Origin of the sequence: Sphingomonas sp. Leaf38, from assembly GCF_001421825.1 — a bacterium.
Taxonomy (GTDB): Bacteria; Pseudomonadota; Alphaproteobacteria; order Sphingomonadales; family Sphingomonadaceae; genus Sphingomonas.
This window is the reverse complement of sequence record NZ_LMLD01000011.1, coordinates 1,317,906-1,332,874: the sequence shown is the minus strand read 5'-3', so window position 1 is coordinate 1,332,874 and position 14,969 is coordinate 1,317,906. Positions and strand designations below refer to the sequence as shown.

The 14,969-nt window shown below is 66.5% G+C and carries 16 protein-coding genes; 9 read left to right on the top strand and 7 right to left on the bottom strand.

Annotated features, from left to right (window positions below):
• Positions 1 to 196: 196 nt before the first annotated feature.
• The 4 genes from ASE88_RS13480 (at position 197) to ASE88_RS13465 (ending at position 4,236) form a co-directional block, all read left to right on the top strand.
• On the top strand, positions 197 to 1,147 hold the full coding sequence (locus ASE88_RS13480) for a sensor domain-containing diguanylate cyclase (RefSeq protein ID WP_056478493.1): 951 nt from the start codon (positions 197 to 199) through the stop codon (positions 1,145 to 1,147).
• A 114-nt stretch (positions 1,148 to 1,261) separates the two neighbouring features.
• Entirely contained in the window at positions 1,262 to 2,638 is a 1,377-nt protein-coding gene (locus ASE88_RS13475) for a hypothetical protein (RefSeq protein ID WP_200910209.1), read from the top strand.
• Positions 2,639 to 2,747: 109 nt separating this feature from the next.
• Positions 2,748 to 3,506 carry an NUDIX hydrolase gene (locus ASE88_RS13470; RefSeq protein WP_056478491.1) on the top strand — a complete coding sequence of 253 codons (759 nt, stop codon included), beginning with the start codon at positions 2,748 to 2,750 and terminating at the stop codon, positions 3,504 to 3,506.
• A gap of 1 nt (position 3,507) precedes the next feature.
• Complete coding sequence (locus ASE88_RS13465; RefSeq protein ID WP_055878347.1) at positions 3,508 to 4,236, top strand: extensin family protein; 729 nt, start codon at positions 3,508 to 3,510, stop codon at positions 4,234 to 4,236.
• A gap of 49 nt (positions 4,237 to 4,285) precedes the next feature.
• Here the strand turns inward: ASE88_RS13465 and ASE88_RS13460 are convergent, their stop codons facing one another.
• The 4 genes from ASE88_RS13460 to ASE88_RS13445 form a co-directional block, all read right to left on the bottom strand.
• On the bottom strand, positions 4,286 to 4,840 hold the full coding sequence (locus ASE88_RS13460; RefSeq protein ID WP_056478489.1) for a hypothetical protein: 555 nt from the start codon (positions 4,838 to 4,840) through the stop codon (positions 4,286 to 4,288).
• 234 nt (positions 4,841 to 5,074) lie between these two features.
• Positions 5,075 to 5,374 (bottom strand): hypothetical protein, encoded by a 300-nt coding sequence (locus ASE88_RS13455; protein ID WP_055878352.1) that lies wholly within the window; start codon positions 5,372 to 5,374, stop codon positions 5,075 to 5,077.
• An 83-nt stretch (positions 5,375 to 5,457) separates the two neighbouring features.
• Positions 5,458 to 6,237, bottom strand: coding sequence for a transglutaminase-like domain-containing protein (locus tag ASE88_RS13450; protein ID WP_056479541.1), 780 nt, complete (start codon positions 6,235 to 6,237; stop codon positions 5,458 to 5,460).
• Between the two features lie 88 nt (positions 6,238 to 6,325).
• Positions 6,326 to 7,075: a Bax inhibitor-1/YccA family protein gene (locus tag ASE88_RS13445; protein WP_055878870.1), complete on the bottom strand. Its 750-nt coding sequence runs from the start codon at positions 7,073 to 7,075 to the stop codon at positions 6,326 to 6,328.
• Between the two features lie 121 nt (positions 7,076 to 7,196).
• Between ASE88_RS13445 and thpR the strand changes: the two genes are divergently transcribed.
• Both thpR and ASE88_RS13435 read left to right on the top strand, forming a co-directional pair.
• Positions 7,197 to 7,784: an RNA 2',3'-cyclic phosphodiesterase gene (gene thpR, locus ASE88_RS13440; protein ID WP_056478487.1), complete on the top strand. Its 588-nt coding sequence runs from the start codon at positions 7,197 to 7,199 to the stop codon at positions 7,782 to 7,784.
• A 14-nt stretch (positions 7,785 to 7,798) separates the two neighbouring features.
• Positions 7,799 to 8,335, top strand: coding sequence for a superoxide dismutase family protein (locus ASE88_RS13435; RefSeq protein ID WP_056478485.1), 537 nt, complete (start codon positions 7,799 to 7,801; stop codon positions 8,333 to 8,335).
• Positions 8,336 to 8,506: 171 nt separating this feature from the next.
• Here ASE88_RS13435 and ASE88_RS13430 read toward each other — a convergent pair whose 3' ends face one another.
• The 3 genes from ASE88_RS13430 to ASE88_RS13420 form a co-directional block, all read right to left on the bottom strand.
• A complete protein-coding gene (locus tag ASE88_RS13430; RefSeq protein ID WP_082466541.1) occupies positions 8,507 to 10,105 on the bottom strand; it encodes a spinster family MFS transporter in 1,599 nt (532 codons plus the stop codon).
• 111 nt (positions 10,106 to 10,216) lie between these two features.
• Positions 10,217 to 11,098 carry a hypothetical protein gene (locus ASE88_RS13425; RefSeq protein WP_055878358.1) on the bottom strand — a complete coding sequence of 294 codons (882 nt, stop codon included), beginning with the start codon at positions 11,096 to 11,098 and terminating at the stop codon, positions 10,217 to 10,219.
• A complete protein-coding gene (locus ASE88_RS13420) occupies positions 11,095 to 12,306 on the bottom strand; it encodes a TIGR04063 family PEP-CTERM/XrtA system glycosyltransferase (RefSeq protein ID WP_055878876.1) in 1,212 nt (403 codons plus the stop codon). Before ASE88_RS13420 ends, ASE88_RS13425 begins: the two co-directional genes overlap by 4 nt.
• Positions 12,307 to 12,403: 97 nt before the next feature.
• Here ASE88_RS13420 and ASE88_RS19250 point away from each other — a divergent pair, with 97 nt between their 5' ends.
• The 3 genes from ASE88_RS19250 to ASE88_RS13410 are packed head-to-tail and all read left to right on the top strand — an operon-like array spanning position 12,404 to position 14,941.
• Complete coding sequence (locus ASE88_RS19250) at positions 12,404 to 12,556, top strand: hypothetical protein (protein ID WP_200910208.1); 153 nt, start codon at positions 12,404 to 12,406, stop codon at positions 12,554 to 12,556.
• Positions 12,549 to 13,901 carry a putative O-glycosylation ligase, exosortase A system-associated gene (locus ASE88_RS13415; protein WP_055878361.1) on the top strand — a complete coding sequence of 451 codons (1,353 nt, stop codon included), beginning with the start codon at positions 12,549 to 12,551 and terminating at the stop codon, positions 13,899 to 13,901. Before ASE88_RS19250 ends, ASE88_RS13415 begins: the two co-directional genes overlap by 8 nt.
• A complete protein-coding gene (locus ASE88_RS13410; protein ID WP_082466540.1) occupies positions 13,898 to 14,941 on the top strand; it encodes an acyltransferase family protein in 1,044 nt (347 codons plus the stop codon). The genes ASE88_RS13415 and ASE88_RS13410 overlap by 4 nt, the downstream gene beginning before the upstream one ends.
• Positions 14,942 to 14,969 lie beyond the last annotated feature (28 nt).

Genomic DNA, 14,969 nt, shown 5'->3' with positions numbered 1-14,969 from the left:
CTCCGGCCGCGGACGCCTATCCCCATGATGCCGCCACGATCGACCTGACGAAGCCGGGTTATCGCCGTCGCCGGCCGGCCCGCGCGCGATGCCGACGCGATCGGACCCCGCACCCAAGCCTGCAGCCGATGCCGGCGCATTGATGCGATGTTAACCGTGCATCGTCCACAAGTTGCCACGGAGCACCGCACGCGCAATGACAACACCTTCCGAGATTGATCGCGAAGAGCTTCGCAATCTTCGCCTGCTCGGCGAATATTGCAGCGACGTCATCGCAACGGTCAACGCGGAGATGATGTTCAGCTATATCTCGCCCTCCGTCGAGCGGCTGTTCGGCTGGCCGGTAGAGGCAGCGCTCGGGCATTCGATCGCCGAGTTCGTCGTTGCGGAGGATCTGCCCGAAATTGCCGCCGCGACCGCGCAGTTGCGCGCCGGCCAGATTCGCAGCGCGACCGTGACGGTGCGGATCAGACGATACGACGGCACGCTGGTCTGGACCGAGATCACCTCGCGTCCCGTCGGTGGCCCGACGCTGGACGGTCTCGGCGAACGTGCGGTCGTGATCCGCGATATCTCCGAACGCAAGCTGCTCGAGGATCAATTGATTGCGATGGCGATGAAGGATGGACTGACCGGCCTCGCCAACCGCCGCGCGTTCGACATCGCGCTCGCCAAAGCCTGGACGCAGGTCAAGACGATGAAGAACCAGATGTCGCTGCTGTTGCTCGACGTCGATCATTTCAAGGAGTTCAACGACTCCTACGGCCACCAGACCGGCGATGATTGTCTTCGTGCGATCGCGACCGCGCTACAGGCCTTACCGCTCTCATCCGACGATATCGTCGCGCGCTATGGCGGCGAGGAGCTCGCCATTGTTCTCGCGCAGGGCGGTGCCGACTGGGCGGCGGACATTGGCCAGCGCGCGTGCGACGCGGTTCGCGGTCTGCAATTGCCACATCGCCATGCACCGACCGATGCCCGCATCCTGACGATCAGCGTGGGCGCCGCCACCGTTCTGTGGCGCCATGGTGGCTCGGCAGAAATGCCGCACGCGTTGATCGCCTCGGCGGACCGCGCATTGTATCTGGCCAAGAAAAGCGGTCGCAACCAGGTCTGCACCGGATTGGTGCTGGGGGCGTCCGGCTAGTCGACGCCGTCAACCGAGTTGCGGCCTCACCAGCATTTTATGCGATACCGGCAAGCCCCGGTTCACGCTGGAGCGTTACTGGTACCCGCCTCTCCTATTGCGATACGTATCACGATGTCGACGTTCCAAGTGAGGCTTTGCTTCGCCCTCACCCTGCTGATCCTCGTCTCGGCACCCGCGTCCGCGCAGACGGCCGCGACCGGTGCGACGGGCGCGATCGCACCACGCCCGCAACTGCCCGTCGATGCGCTGATGCAGGATGCTGCGGAATATACCCGCGCGTTCGCCGTACCGCTCGACGAGGCGATGCATCGGCTGCGCGCGCAGACCGACAGCATCGTCGTCACCGATCAGCTGCGCGAAACCTATCGCGATCGATGGGCGGGGATCGTCGTCGAGCACCTTCCCACTTACCGGATCGTGATCCTGCTGACCGGGAACGATCCGGTCGCGGATCAGTCCTTTCTGGCTGGCGACCGCGTCGTGCCGATCGTCTTCCGAACCGGCGCGACCGTCAACCGCGCGACGATGCTGACCAGGATCGCCACCTATCAGGCGCAGATCCGCGCCGCGCTCCCGCATCCGCCTGGTCTGGGCATCGATCAGCAGACCGGCGCGCTACTGGTGATGATCAGCGGACGCGATGCGGAACTGGATCGCGACGGTGCATTGCGGAGGAAGCTCGAAACGATGACCGGCGTGCCCGTTCGGATCGAGGCGATCGACGCTCGCCCGTTGGACACGGCGCAGGCCGTGCCGATTCAGGACCCGACTTCGCCGAGCGTGACGCCGGGGGCGCCGCAGACGCTGCCCCCCGCACGAGTGCCGATCGTCGCGGGCGGCGCTCGAGTCGTCGGAACGGTCGATGGTCGGCGTTACGCCTGTACCACCGGGTTCGTCGTCACCGATGGCCTACGGTCCGCGATCGCGACCGCGGCGCACTGTCCCGACACGCTGCGCTATGTCGATGCGCAGCGGGGCAGCGTCGCGCTCGACTTCTTCGGCCAATGGGGGTGGGGCTATCAGGACGTCCAGATCAATGCGCTGCCGACCGTCCAGACGCTCGCGCCGGCATTCTATGCCGATACTGCCAAGACGCTGACGCGGAGCGTCTCGACCTGGCGCAACCGCGAAAGCACGCGCGCGGGCGATTTCGTCTGCCACCGCGGCGAACGCACCGGGTATAGCTGCGCGCTCGTCGCCATGGTCGATTTCGCGCCGGCGGGCGACCTGTGCGGCGGCGCGTGCCTGCCGACCTGGGTCGCGGTCGCCGGGCCGACGTGCAAGGCCGGCGACAGCGGCGCACCGGTCTTCGATCGGACCGTCGCGCTCGGCCTCGTCAAGGGCGGCACCTACCGGCGTGATGGCACGTGTGCCTTCTATTATTATATGTCGACCGACTATCTGCCGCCGGGCTGGTCGCTCCTCTACGCCACGCCGACCGCTGGGGCTGCCCCTGCCGCCGCCGGCTCCGTCCCCGCCGCGCGTTGACGCCGCTTGTACGCGCCGCCCGTCAACGCCGTACGTTCACGCCGCCCGTGCATGCTGCGACGCCATCGCTCGCGCTACCCGATCGGCGCTTGACGCGTTACGCCGGGATATGACCGACACGCCACCCGCCATTCCCGCCGCCACTCTGGTCGTATTCCGCGATGCCGGCGGCGGTGCGCCCGAATTGCTGTTCGTCGAACGCGCGAAGGCGATGGCGTTCGCGGGCGGCGCGCTGGTGTTTCCCGGCGGGCGTGTCGATCCGGGCGACCATGCGCTCGCGGCGATGCTTGGGAAGGACGACTCGGAAAGCGCAGCACGAATCGCCGCCGTACGCGAGACGATCGAGGAAGCGGGCCTGCCGATCGGCCTGTCGCCGATGCCGTCCCCCTCCGCGTTCGAGCGTTTGCGCGCGGCGCTGCATGACGGACTCGCGTTTGGCGCGGCGCTGACGGATGCCGACGTCAGTCTCGACCTGGATGTGCTGGAATATTTCGCGCGGTGGCGACCCGCGCATGCCCATGCCCGGATCTTCGATACGCGCTTCTATCTGGCGCGTTTGCCGGCGGGCGCGCCCGAACCGCGCGTCGATGCGACGGAGAATGTCCGGCTGTTCTGGACGACCGCGGCCACCGTGTTAGCGGAGGCGGATGCGGGGCGCGCGACGATCATCTTTCCGACCCGGCGCAATCTGGAACGGCTGGCGCAATTTGCCACCTTCGACGCCGCTGTCGCACATGCCCGTGCGCATCCGGTGCGGACCGTGACACCATGGACCGAAGTGCGCGACGGGATCGAGCATCTCTGTATCCCGCACGACTTGGGCTATCCTGTTACGTCAGAGCCACTGCTGGACGCGGTGCGCGGCTGACATGCGGACGGTACGGCTGACGCTTTGCTGGCTGGTTGGGCTGATGGTCGTCGCGACGCTCGGATTGATGCTGTGGTCGATGCTGCGCGCGCGCCCACAGGACCTGCCTTGGACGCCGCTTGGTCTCGACCAGCCGATCGGGATGTCCACCGGACGAAAGCTGACGGCGCTGACCGGGGATTTCCCGCAATGCCGGGCGCTGCTTGACCGCGCGGGCGTTCGGTACACGGCCCTGCCGCCGCGCAAAGGCGATGGGCAATGTGGCTATGCCGATGCGGTCAGGCTGACCGGTGGCGCGCGAAAGATCGCCTTCGTGCCCGCGGGGCTCGGCGTCGCCTGCCCGGTCGCCGCAGCGCTCTCGATGTGGGAATGGAACGTCATCCAGCCTGCTGCCGTCCGCTTTTTCGGAGCGCGGGTCGTGAGCATCGATCATTTCGGGAGCTACAGCTGCCGGCGGATCTATGGCCGCGATGCGGGGACGTGGAGCGAGCATTCGACCGCCGATGCGGTCGACATCGCCGGTTTCCGCCTGAGCGACGGTACGTATATCACCGTCGCCCGCGACTGGCAGCGCGGCGGTGCGAAGTCCACCTTCCTCCACGCCGTGCGGGACGGCGCATGCAAGCTGTTCGCGACGACCCTGTCGCCGGACTACAACGCGGCCCATGCCGACCATCTGCATCTCGACCAAGCCGACCGCGGCGCGATGGGCTGGCGGGCATGCCGATAGCGCGACGCCGCTCCGGTAGTGCGCAAGTCCGGAGCGACAGAGGTACCTCTCAGTTCGTCAGCGTCGTGCCCGAATCTACCTTCTCGACCCAATAAGGGAAGAAAGCGGGCTGCCGGTTCGACCAGCCTGACGCAGTCGCCGCCGCCTCGCTGATTGACTGGAGCAGCTTGCGGCGCAACTCGGGATGCAGATGCGGCAGCGCTGCCGCCGCACAGAATGCCGACGGCAGCCAAGGCCGGACCTCGGCACCGATCAATCGCTCGTACAGGAAGCGCAGCGCGGAAAAGCCCGTCAGCCGCCCCTGCCCCAGGTCGAACGCCACGAGCGTCATCAGCGGCGCCAGGAACGGCTCGATCGCATCGAGGCCGCTGTCGTCGGGCACCATCGCACGCAGATCGGGGAGCGTGTTGTAAAGCCGCGCCTGCGCCCGGATGCTCGCGGCTTCGACCACGTCGCGTGACCAGCGCGTCATCGCGTCGTCGCGGTCGAGCCCGACATCGAGCGAACGGCGAATGTACCGCTGCGTCGAACTCGGAAAGCTCGCAAATTCCTTCATCTCGGCCAGCGTCATCGAGCCCTGTGCCGGTTTCATTCTGGAAGCCATGTCGTCACCCCGCTCTCGTCAAGGAACCGGCAGACTATGCGCCCGGATGGTTAACAACGGTCCTATCGCGCGTCATCTTTCCGTAACCCAAGCGACCATGAAAGCTGTTGCGCTGCAACAAGGCTGCGATGAACCGAATGAAATCAAGCGATTTGATCGTGTTGCGAGGCGTTTAGGCAACAAAAAAGCGCCGGTCGATCGCGACCGGCGCCCGTTCGTTGTGCAGCAGCTGCGTTACGCCTGCTTTTCGCGCAGCGCTCGCTCGGCATCCGCGTCATAGCCCGACGACTGTGCCGGCTCAGTGCCCGACCCCGGCTGAGTCGCAGAAATCGGATCGCTACCGTCCATCGACTCGTCCAACCCATTGTCGAGCCGCGCATCGGCGCTGTCAGGGTTCTTCTGCAGGCGCTTGGCGATCGACTTGTCCTGGCCCGCTTCCTGGCGCGGATCGCGGCCCGAACTCTTGCCCTCGGCGTCCTTCTCGTCAGGTGCGACCGAAAGGCTGTCGAGTGCGCTCTTGTCTATGTCGGTCATCGCGAATGTCCCTCTTTGAAATCTTTGCGAAGACCAACGGTCCAGCCGCGCTTTGTTTCCCAAGGGTCCGCCTGCGGCAGCGCTCAGTCGAGCGGCGTGACCGTGACCCGCTGCTCCCAGAGATACGCCTGACCGAACACCGTCATGAACGCGATGTCGGTCGCATCGCGCCCGACGCACACGCGCGCGATATCGCTGCACGTCGCCATCTTGGTCGCATCGATCAGCCGCCAGTCGCCCGCCAGCCACAGCTCCGCCACCGCATGGAAGTCGGGCGGATCGACGCCGGGGGCATAGGCCGACACGCACCGCGCCGGTATCCCGCCCGCGCGCGCCAGCGACACCAGCAGATGCGAATAATCGCGACACACCCCCGATCGCGACGCGAACGTATCGAGCGCGGTCGTCGCCCCGCTGCTCGAACCGCACCGATAGTCGAGCGACTGGTACACCCATTCCGTCAACGCAGCGGCGAGCGGCCCGCCCTCCAGCCCGCCGAACTCGCGCGCGACAAAGCCTTCGAAGCGGTCCGACGGGCAATAGCGGCTCGGCATCAGATAGGGCGTCAGATCGCCATCGAGCATCCGCGGTGGGGTCGCCGGATACAGCTCGAGCTGGACGCGCTCGCGCGACACCGCAACGATCGATTTATACTCTGCGGTGAAGCGGCCATGTCCGCGCGACCAGCAGCGCTGGCCGATCCCGTCCTCGCCACGCACCGCGCGGATCGGACTGTCGGACCAGATCGTCAGCGATTCGGATTCGATCTTTTGGTCGGCCATCGCCGCGGCCTCGATCTGGAGCAGCACATCGGCGTCTCCCCCGATTCCGTAATCCAGACGCACGTCGATCGAGAGCCGCATCGCGCGTCCCATTCCTATCCTGAGGCCAAAAGAAAAGGGCCCGGCGGTGTCCCGCCGAGCCCTGCGTTCGTCACACCCTTAGCGGGAGTTAGTTACGGCTGCTACCAAACAGACGCAGCACGAACATGAACATGTTGATAAAGTCGAGATAGAGGCTGAGTGCAGATAGGATCACGACCTTGCCGACCATGTCGGTGCCCGCCACCTGCGCATACAGGCTCTTTGTACGCTGCGTGTCGTAGGCGGTGAGGCCTGCGAACAGCAGCACGCCGACGCCGCTGATGACCAACTGCATGACGCCCGACTGCAGGAACATGTTGATCAGGCTGGCGACGAGCAGGCCGACCACGCCGATGATCAGGAAGGTCCCGAACGCCGACAGATCGCGCTTCGTCGTGTAGCCGTACAGGCTCAGCCCCGCGAAACCGGCGGCGGTCGCAAAGAACGCGCCCGCGATCGACGTGCCGCTATAGACCAGGAAGATGGTCGACATCGACAGGCCCATCAGGACCGCAAAGCCCCAGAACAGCATCTGCATCGTGCCGGTGCTCATCCGGTTCTGGCCGAAGCTCATGCCGAACACGATCGCCAGCGGCGAGAACATGATGACATACTTCAGGATGCCGCCGCTCTGGAATACCTGGGCGGCAGGCGATTCCGCGCCGCCCCAGGCGAAGAGCATCGCGACAATGCCGGTCAGCAGAACCGCCGAGCCCATATAGTTGTAGACGGACAGCATGTACGACCGGAGACCAGCGTCATAGGCCTCGGTACGCTGCCCCGTGGCCGTCGTTCCGAACGACGTGGCGCGGGGCCGGGGGTCAGACCAATTAGCCATGGTGAAATCAGCTCCTTTGTCCGGCATCGTGCCGGTTACGGTGAATATCGTCTTTTGCAGGACGCTTTTCAAGCGGAGTGGTTGCATCGCGCGCCATAGTGACGGTTAACCTGTCGCGGTCATGATCCGTCTGTTCGTCGCCCTCCGCCCCCCGCCGCCTATCCGTCGGAGCTTGCTCGACATAATGGAGGGCGTCCCTGCCGCGCGCTGGCAGGACGACGATCAGCTGCACATCACGCTGCGCTTCATCGGCGCGGTCGAGCGGCCGGTGGCGGAAGATATCGCGGTCGCGCTCAGCCATGTCGTCGCGCCGGCGCCGGTCGTTTCGCTCGCCGGAGTCGGCCAATTCGAGAAGCGGGGCCGGACCGATACGCTCTGGGTCGGCTTCACTCCGCACGATGCGCTCGCAGCCCTCCACCGCAAGGTCGATCAGGCGTGCGTTCGCGCGGGGCTCGAGCCCGAACGCCGCGCCTATCTCCCGCATATGACGGTCGCGCGGCTACCGCGGTCTGCCGCCGTTGGGATCGCGGTCGATCCTTGGCTGGCGACGCACGCCGGGCTCGCCAGTGCGTCCTTCCCGCTCCCCCACCTCGTGCTGTACCAGAGCCATCTCGGCCGCGATGGCGCGACCTACGCGCCCGTCGCGCGCTGGGCACTTGATACGCCGCCGGGAACCAGAGCCGCGGCGGGGGGTTCGCCAGAAGAATAACAGGGAGAGACGATATGCGGATTGCGACACTGGCACTGCTCGGCGCGGCAACGATGGGCCTCAGCGCCTGCGAAAAGAGCGGGATGGACACCGGCACCCCGGTCGCGGGCGGCCAGCGCGCCACCGCGATGCTCATGACCGCCACCGGCGTCGATGTCGGCCGCGCCACCGCGACCGAAGTCGCCGGCGGCGTCCGCTTCACGCTCGACGCCAAGGCGATGCCTCCCGGCACGCACGGCGCGCACATCCACACCGTCGGCCGCTGCGACGCACCCGACTTCACGACTGCGGGCGGCCATTGGAACCCGACGGGCACGAAGCACGGCAGCATGAACCCGCAGGGTCCGCACGATGGCGACCTGCCCAACCTGATCATCGGCACCGATGGTCGCGGCACGATCGGCATGACGATCCCGGGTGCGACGATGGCCGGACTGCTCGACGCGGACGGCGCTGCGTTTGTCGTGCATGCAGCGCCCGACGACTTGATGACCGACCCGTCCGGCAACAGCGGCGGCCGCATCGCCTGCGGCGTGTTCCAGGCCGGCTGAGTACCAGCGCCCCTCTCGAGACGAGAGGGGCGCTTCTTTTCGTACGCCTGCCTCTTCCGTTCGCCCCCCTTTTCCCGTTCGCCCTGAGCGAAGTCGAAGGGTGTGCCCCAAACGGAGGTGCTTCGACTTCGCTCAGTACGAACGGAAGGAGGGCAAGCAGGCAGCCCCCCCCTAAACCGCCTCCCCCGCAGCCCGAGCCCGCGCCTCCCGCGTCGCCTCGGCGCGCGGTGCCAGCCGGTACGCCGCCACCGCGCAGGCCAGCGTGATCGGCGTCACTACCAGCAACGACAGCATGCCGATCGACAGGCTCCCCGTCAGCGTCGACACCCGCCCCGCCATATACGGCCCGAGCGCCAGCCCGATCAGCGTCGTACCGATGAAGAAGGTCGCGGTCGCCGTCCCGCGCATCCGTGGCAGCACCATGTCCTGCGTCGTCGCCGCCGCCGCGCCCAGCGCGCACGACGCGGTCAGCTGCGCGAGGAAGATCCCGGTGTAGAAGGCAGTCGGCGCACTGGCGGTGAAAGCCAGCACAAGGAACGGCACCGGCACCACCGCGCCGAAGATCACGACCCACAACCGCCCGGCGGGATTACCGCGCCGCAACCGATCCGACACCACGCCGCCGATCGTCAGCCCGAGAAAACCCGCGGTCGCGCCCAGGCTGCCGATCATGAACCCCGCCGACGACGGCGTCACGCCAAGCTCGCGCAACGCGTAGGGCGCCGCCCAGAAACTCGCGGCATAGCTCAGGAACGCGTTCAGCCCGTACGCGACGACCGTGCACAGGAACGCCGGCGTTCCGACGATCAGTGCGAACGTCGGCGGATCGCGGCGCTTCAACGCCGACGCCCAGGAGAACACCGCATACACGCCAATCCCGATCGCCACCCATTGCGGCCACGGCTCGCCTGCCTCGATCAGCCCGGTCACCGCGGCCGCTACCAGCGCGAGCGCCAGCAGATTATACCCAAGCGCACGCGCCCCACCCATCGCCGCACCGATCAGCGTAAGCGGCGGCACGATCGTTACCAGCTCGGCGCCGAACGCGCGGAACGGCGCGGGGTGTTTCTCGGGTTCGGGCAGCCCCTCGACCAGCCCGCGGATCGGCTCCTTCAGCGTCGCGATCCACACCGCGAGCAACAGCCCCGGCACGCCGACCGCCATGAACGCCGCCTGCCACCCGACCAGCCCGAGCGGCCCGCCGCCCGGATAGGCCGTGTTCCAGCCCTGCACGATCAGCCCGCCGATGAATAGCGAACAGCCGCCGCCGACGTACAGCCCTGCGGAGTAGATCGAGAGTGCGGTCGCGCGCAGCCGCTTCGGGAAATAATCGGAGATGATCGAATAGGCCGACGGGCTCGCGGTCGCCTCGCCGATCCCGACCCCGATCCGCGCCGCGGCCAGATGCCCACCGGTCCGCGAAAACCCCGACAGTGCGGTCATCACCGACCAGAGCGACAACCCGATCGTCATCAGCCGCACGCGGTGCCAATTGTCCGCCAGCCGCCCGAGCGGGATCCCGAACAGCGAATAGAACACCCCGAACGCAGTGCCGTACAGGAAGCCGAGATCCTGGTCCTTCAGCCCTAGGTCGCGCTTGATGTCCTCCGCCAGGATCGAGATGATCTGCCGGTCGACGAAGTTCAGCACGTAGACGAGGAACAGGATCGACAGCACGTACCAGGCGTAGCGCGTCGCCCCCTGCTCCACGGGAGCACCGCGTTCAGCCTCGTTTGCCGGCTCGACAATTTTGGTATCCGCGCCAGCCATGATCCCTCCTCGATGTTTTCGAGCTATGGGTATCAGAGCGGATCAGGCAGAAACAGCGGTTTCAGCAGGGTCCGGTACGTAGGCCCGGCGGAGGGGCGTCAGCTCGCGCGGTCAGTGAGAGCCGATCAACCCGCGACGGAGTGCCCCGTTTTCGAGCCGAGTCAGCAACGCCTCGATCGTCGGCGGCGACGCCGGTTCAACCACCGCGCGTGCCGGCCGCGCGATCGGCGTCGGCGCCGCGGTTTCGACGACGTCCTCCTGCACCGGCACGGCACGTGCCTCGACGAAGGGCTCGGGCGGGACTCCAGGCGGTGCCTCGACGAAGGGCTCGAGCGCAACCCCAGGCTGTGCTTCGACAGCGGCCTTTGCGGCGACGACAGGCGGATGCGCCGGCAGCGGTGCGGGCGCGGTCACGAACGTCGTCGCCGCCGCCGTCGACTCGACCGCGATCAGCGGTGCCATGATCGCCGGGATCAGCGGCGGCACGGGGCGCACGGGCTCCATCGGCACCGGCAGGATCGCCTTGGGATCAAACGCCGCGAGCGGCAAATCGAGATCAGCCGGGATCGTCCGCTCGTCGCGCCCATCCGGCCCCACGCCCACTTCCATCATCGGCGTGCCCAGGTCGGCCGCCGACATCGGCTTGCGCGGCGGCGCGTCGGGATGCGCATCGGCGCGGCGGATCACCGGCACGCCGTCCTCGCGCGCGCCCCGGCGGATCAGGAACCCGCCCGGCCCGAATAGCAGGAACAGCGACGACCACAGCAACGCCGCAACCAGAAGCCCGCTGCCCAGCGCCAGCAATGCGCGCGCAGTCATCCCGAGCGGCGGCGCGGCAGCGGGCACGAGCGCGGCGACGCCGGTGGTCCACACCAGCGACTCCAGCGTCTCGGTCGAAATCGCCACCACGCCGACGGCGGCGAGCAGCCCGCCGGCCACCGCGCCGTATAGCGGCAGCGATCGGATCAGGGGGTAGCGACCAAGCGCGATCATCGTTTTTCCCGTGCAGCAGCTGCGATCAGCCGTCCATAAAGCGGATCATAACGCCGAATGTTTGACGACCAGTTACGCTCGGTCTTGACGAAATCCCGCCCGCGCGTGCGGCGTTCGTCCCAGCCGGACCGGTCCGCGAACATTCCCGCCAGCGCCTCCGCGATCGCCTGCGGATCGTCGGGCGGAAACAGCGTACCCGTCTCGCCGTCGCGGATCAGCTCGCGATGCCCGCCGACATCGGACGCCGCGACCAGCCGCCCCTGCGCCATCGCTTCAAGCGGCTTGAGCGGCGTGACGAGATCGGTCAGCCGCATCCGCTTGCGCGGATAGGCCAGGATATCGACCAGCCCGTAATAGCGCTCGACCTCCTGATGCGGCACGCGCCCGACGAAACGGATCGCGTCCGCCACCGGCGACGCCTCGGCCTGCGCGCGCAGCGCCGCCTCCATCGGCCCGCCGCCGACCATCAACAGCCGCGCGTTGGGCCGCACCGCGACCAGCGCAGGCATCGCCGCGATCAGGTCGTCGAGCCCTTCGTAATCGTAGAAGCTGCCGATGAACCCGACCACGTCCGCACCGTCGAGCCCCAGCGCCGCGCCCAGCGCATCATCGCGCGGCGGCGCCGTCCCGAACAGCTCGAGATCGACGCCATTGGGCGACACCGTGATCTTTTCCGCAGCGATACCGCGCGCGACCAGGTCGCCGCGCAGTCCCTCGCAGATCACCGCGACCGCATCCGCGCGCCGCACCGCCCATGTCTCCAGCGCGCGCGTCGCGCGGTAGCGCAGCGACGTCGCGGTCCCCGTCCCGTTGCCGACCGCCGCATCCTCCCAGAACGCCCGGATCTCGTAGACCAGCGGCAGCTTGCGCTTGCGCGCGACGATCAGCGCGGCGAGCGCGTCGATCACCGGCGAATGCGCGTGGAGGATGTCGGGCTTGAAGGCATCGACCGCCGACTCGATCCGCCTGGCGAAGGCCGCGATCCCCGCGACTTCGCCGACGGGACCCGGCTTCACGCCTGCCGCCGTCCGGTGGAACGTCAGCCTGTCGATCGACTCGACCAAAGCCGGCGCGACGCCGTGACGCGGGCCGGTGACCGCCGCGACGGTCCACCCCAGCCCTTCCTGCGCCTTGAGGATCGCGCGCGTGCGGAACGTATAGCCGCTTTGCAGCGGCAGGCCGTGGTCGAGGATATGAAGGATACGCATCGTCGACGCCATCTGCCACAGATCGCTTAACGGCGCGTCAACCGACTAGACCTACAGACGATCCCAGATCGCCCACACTGCACGAGGAGGCCGTACCATGATCAACAATCTCGCGCTCGGCCTGAGCCATGGGCTGATGATCCTCGCCGCGTTCCTGCTGCTGCGACGCCCCGATCTCGATTCCGAGCCAAGCCCGCACGACGTCGCGTCCCCCAAGCCCGGTCGCCCCAGGACTCCTCCCGGTGCGTGATCTCGCGTTCATCGCCTTTCTGTTCGCGTTCTTCGCGATGGGGTTCAAGCGACCGTTTCTGCTCGTGCTCGCCTATCTCTACATCGATATCGTCTCGCCGCAGCGTCTGACCTATCTTCTACTTAATACGGTACCGATCTCGCTGATTGCGTTCGCCTTGGCGGTTGGCGGCTGGATTCTCGTCGAGGACAAGCGCGATACCCGCGTCGGTGCCCGACAGGTGCTGATCGTGCTGCTGATGCTGTATTGTTGGGCGACGACGATCAATGCCGACTTCCCCGCGGAGGCGCTGGAGAAATGGGGCTGGGTGTGGAAGGCGCTGATCTTTGCCGCATTCCTGCCGCTGACGCTGCGCACGCGCCTGAGGATCGAGGCGTTGCTGCTGTTCATGATCCTGTCGGCCTCATCGATCATCATCGTCGGCGGGATCAAGACGATTGCCAGCGGCGGCGGCGGCTACGGTACGCTCAACCTGATGGTCGATAACAATTCGGGACTGTACGAGGGCAGCACGATCAGCGCGGTGGCGATCGCGATTATTCCGGTCATAATCTGGTTCATGTCGTACGGCACGATATTCAAACCCGATTGGCGCGTTAAGACTTACTGCGTCGCACTGGTCTTCGCCTGCCTCTTGATCCCGGTCGGCACTTCGACACGCACCGGCCTGCTCTGCATCGGCTTGCTCGCGGTGCTGTCGATCCGCGCAGTCAAGCGTAAGATTCCGTACCTGATCATGCTCGCCGTCCTGGGGCTCGCGGCGGTCCCGTTCCTGCCCTCGACCTTCACCAACCGGATGAACACGATCAAGACCTATGATGCCGATTCGTCGGCATTGACCAGGCTCGCGGTGTGGCAATGGACGATCGACTATGCCGAACGCCATCCCTTCGGCGGCGGCTTCAATGCATATCTGGGCAATCACATCCGCTTCGACGTGAAGTCTGCGGGTGACGATTCCGGCGCGCGCGTTTCGGTCGATCAAGGCCGCGCCTATCACAGTGCCTATTTCGAGATGCTCGGCGAACAGGGCTATTTCGGGCTCGCTTTGTGGCTTGCGATCAACCTGATCGGGGTCGTCCGCATGGAAATCCTGCGCCGTCGATACCGTGACCCCGACGGCGATTTCGCCTGGGCGGGGCCGCTCGCGGCGGCATTGCAGACCGGGCATCTCGTCTATCTGCTCGGCGCGGCCTTTATCGCCATCGCGTTCCAGCCGTTCGTCTACATGCTGATCGGCGCGCAGATCGGGCTCGACACGTATCTGACGCGCAAGCGGGGCGAGGAGTCGTTTCGGTCGATGCGGCGCGTGCCGTCCGCCACCGCGAGTCCCGCATCGGCATGACCGATCGCGCGCCGGTGCATGAATTGCGTGCGTTGACCGGTATCCGCGGGATCGCAGCGTGGTTCGTCGTCTTGTATCATATTCGCCTGTCGATCGCAGGGCTGCCGACCGCATTGCGCGACGTTTTCGCCAAGGGCTATCTCGCGGTCGATTTCTTCTTTCTGCTCTCGGGTTTCGTGATCTGGCTGACCTGGAGCGCGCGGATCGGCACCAGTGGCTTTGCGGGCATTCCCCGCTTCCTGCAGAAACGCGTCGCGCGGATCTGGCCGTTACATCTGGTCATGCTCGCCGCCGCCGTCCTGCTCGCGCTGGTGTTGCGCGCGACCGGACGAGCCGACCCGCAATTCGTGTTCGCCGAACTGCCGCTGCATATCCTGTTGCTCCAGAATTGGGGCTTTACGCAGGAATTGTCATGGAATGATCCGGCCTGGTCGATCAGTGCCGAGTTCGGCGCCTATCTGGTGTTTCCGCTACTCGTGATTGCGGTGGACTGGCGGCGGCTGCCGAGCGCGGCGCTGGTGGCGCTCGCGGCGGCCTTGCTGGTGGCCCTGCACCTCACGATGCATGCGGAGAAACTCGGCGCCGACATATCGCGCTTTGGCCTGTTGCGGTGTCTGGTCGAATTCATCACCGGCAGCATCGTCTGCGCATTATGGTTGCGTTGGCGAGATCGACCAAGGGCGATACCCGGTACCGTCATCGTCGCTGTAGCGTTGGCTATCAGCAGGGCTTTGGGCGCGCCCGAAACCCTCGTCGTCCCCGCGTTCTTCGCGTCGGTCCTGATGGTCTTGGCGCTCACTGCGGGGCGTCGTGGCAATCTGTTCGAAGGCCGCGTGGTCCATTATCTGGGCGAGATCAGCTATGCGACGTATCTCAGCCATTTCATCCTGTGGAAGGCGTTCAAACTCGCCTTTGTAACCGATGCACGCGCGGTATCACTGCCGCTGATAGCGCTCTATCTTACGCTCGTCCTGCTAGCCTCGGTCGCGCTCTACCATCTGGTCGAGCGGCCTGCCCAACGCTGGGTCAACGCACGCTGACAGCGAGCGGCGGGCACCCCATGCGGGC